This is a genomic window from Nitrospirota bacterium (assembly GCA_040756155.1).
In the GTDB taxonomy this organism is placed as follows: Bacteria; Nitrospirota; Thermodesulfovibrionia; order JACRGW01; family JBFLZU01; genus JBFLZU01.
Genome location: JBFLZU010000105.1, coordinates 14,826 through 17,945 on the forward strand (window position 1 = coordinate 14,826; position 3,120 = coordinate 17,945).

A 3,120-nucleotide genomic window follows, 5' to 3' on the forward strand; every position below is an offset into this window, starting at 1 on the left:
GATTAAAAGGAAGGGTAATGATGTCATTGTTCGACTTACTGCCAATGCGCCGGTGTATGGGCTGCAAGAGGTAAAGGTAAAGAAGGGCAACAGGGTTACTGTAATCCTGACGGACAATGATGAGATTTCTGATCTTGCTCATGGTTTTGCGCTTTCCAACTACAATATCAATTTTGTCGTCGCACCCTTCCAGACAAAATCCGTGACATTCACAGCAGACAAACCAGGAGTATACTGGGCATATTGCACAAACTTCTGCCATGCACTGCACCTTGAGATGAGGATGCGGTTCATAGTGGAGGCATAAGGGTGCGTTAAGGAGTTCAGAGTTAGGAGTTGACTACCCCTCACCTTTCTCCCTTCTCCCTCTCCCCTCAGGGGAGAGGGATGGGGTGAGGGGGTAGAAGAATTATGAAAAAAGGAATAATATTTTTAATATTATTTTTTTGTCTTTCCTATCCTTTGAAAGGATTCGGGCAGTGGAAATTCTTTGAACACAGGTATAGCTACAAACTGGAGGATGTACTTCATGCCTCTAAGTTTTTACCGAAGAAGGGCTACTGGGAAGGATACAGGAATAATAAGCTTGTAGGTTATGTCTTTATTTCAAAGGACTGGACAACCAAACTTGTTGGCTATTCAGGAAAACATCTTGAAACACTCATCGGCATGGACACAAATGGAAATATCACAGGCGTTAAACTCATCTTTCATTCAGAACCCATAGTCCTGATTGGGCTTAAGGAAGAAAATTATCTGGACTTTATAAAACAGTATAAAGGGAAAAGTATTAAGAATCCAATGTCTGTGGGCAGAGAGGTATCAATGGATGCAATTACAGGCGCTACTGTCACTGCTGTTGTTCAGAACTCCATAATCCTTGAGAGTGCGAGAAAGGTTGCTGATGTGGCAGGAATGATAAAGGTTGCAAAGGGCAGAGGCCACAATCTGAGCCAGAAGTATGCGGCACTTACATGGGATGAACTCAAAAAATCAGTTGCTATTAAAAATCTCATAATAACATACAGAGATCTGGGATTGGAAGGCGAAGACCCATATCTTGACCTTTACATAGGTGTTGTGACACCCCCTTCCATAGGCAGGAATCTCCTTGGAAATACCCTTTACAGGGATGTTATGGGAAGACTGAAGAGCGGTGAGTCTGCAGTAGCCGTATTTTCAAGGGGTAAGGGGTCATTCAAGGGTACAGGCTTTGTCCGTGGAGGGGTATTTGATAGATTTAATATTGAACAGGGTGCAAGGGTTTATATGTTAACTGATAAGGATTACAGAGTCTTATCTGACCTTCATGCAAAGGGTGCCCCTTCCATAAATGAGGGAGGCATATTCATTATCAGAGACAGGGATTTTGACCCAACCGAGAGCTTTAAATTAAACCTTGTGCTGCCTTATCGTGTTTCTGTTACAAAAAGGGAGTTTAAGTCTTTTTATCTGGATTATGAGATTCCAGAGAGATTCATAGAAAAATGATGGATCTGTTAGCAGCATTAAAGCATATCATTGAAGATGCGATTGAGGCACTGAAAATCATCCCATGGATGCAAATATGGACACAGAAATGGGTCTCAATTGTCATCTTTGCAGCATTCCTGCTCCTGTTGATAATGATGATGGTTTTCAAATACAGGCTCGCAAAGAGCCGACAGATGTTAAATATAGTCGCTTACGGGATACTTTCATTCTCCTTTATATATGTTGGACTTTTACTCAAGGCACAACCCACAACTACCAATATAGTTATATTGGTTAATGGAATAAAGGAAGGGGCATTTCCTTTAGGGCTTTATATCATGGAGCCTTTTATATTTCTATCATTTCTTTTTATCTTCCTGACAATCTTTTTATGGGGGCGCGGTGTCTTCTGCGGCTGGCTCTGTCCTTATGGAGCAATGATTGAACTCCTGAACAGGCTTTATATCAGGGTCTTTCCAAAATTCAGTTTGAGACTCCCTGAGAAGATTCACTGGAAGCTTATTTACCTCAAGTATGTCATATTCGCAATTATATTGGGTGTGTCATTCTATAACTTTATACTTTCTGAATATCTTGCTGAGATTGAACCCTTCAAGACCTTTGTATTGAAACTGAACAGACAGTGGTATTTTGTCCTCTACTTTCTTGCCATCACTGCAGGGTCAGTGATAATATACAGGGCATACTGCCTCTACCTCTGTCCCCTCGGGGCTGCATTGAGCATTCCTTCGTTTGTCAGGCTGATACCACTGATAAAACTTAAAAGGCATGAAATGTGCGGGACATGTAATATATGCGGTAAGGAATGCAGTTATCAGGCTATTACGCCACAAGGTAAGATTAAGGACACCGAATGCCTTGACTGCCTTGAGTGCCAGATTAATTTCTGGGATGAGGACAGATGCCCGGCATTGATAAGGCGGAAGAAACTTGAGAACAGGGATGCAGGATACAACCCCCCTCTATCCCCCTTAGTAAGGGGGAAATTAAAGGAGGGTCACCGTATGTTAGTTTTGTGTCTGGTTACATTGCTCTTCATTCCTTCGCTGGCTCATGCAAAAACCCTTATTGTAGGGGTTGATTATCCAACTATCAGCGATGCATTGAAAAAGGCAAAAAATGGGGATGTTATAGAGGTTAAGGCAGGACAATACAAGGAGAGACTCAAGATAGACAAGGCGGTGTATCTTAAGGGCATAAATAACCCAACCATCATTGAAAACGGAGGATGTATAGTCACAATTCGTCCAATCAAGAGAGGAGTGGGTAACGGTTATTCAACCATCATTGAAAACGGAGGACATAACGGAGGACATATAGTTACAATAGCGAGTAGGGGTGTTACTATGGAAGGGTTTACAATAGTAGATGAAAATCCCTCATTCCGTTCGGAGAGTGCAGGGATATATATATTAAAGGGTGCTGATGAGGCTGTCATAAAAAATAATCGCCTTCATGGTGTTATGCATGGTGTCTGGAGCGTTGGAGCCAGAGGCATCAGGATAGAAAACAATACAATAGAAAGCAAAAAGGCGCTTGAGAGAAACTACAGAGGCAATGGTATATACCTCATAGACAGCCAGGAAGCGATTATCACCGGAAACAGGATTAATTACTGTCGTGATG

3 protein-coding genes are annotated in these 3,120 nt (G+C 42.0%); all 3 read left to right on the forward strand.

The window, feature by feature from the left end:
- Positions 1 to 307 (forward strand): cupredoxin domain-containing protein (locus AB1488_10075; GenBank protein MEW6410438.1); only part of this gene is annotated, 307 nt, incomplete at its 5' end.
- A gap of 104 nt (positions 308 to 411) precedes the next feature.
- Complete coding sequence (locus tag AB1488_10080; protein ID MEW6410439.1) at positions 412 to 1,491, forward strand: FMN-binding protein; 1,080 nt, start codon at positions 412 to 414, stop codon at positions 1,489 to 1,491.
- On the forward strand, positions 1,488 to 3,120 hold a 1,633-nt coding region (locus AB1488_10085), incomplete at its 3' end, for a 4Fe-4S binding protein (GenBank protein MEW6410440.1). The genes AB1488_10080 and AB1488_10085, both read left to right, overlap by 4 nt.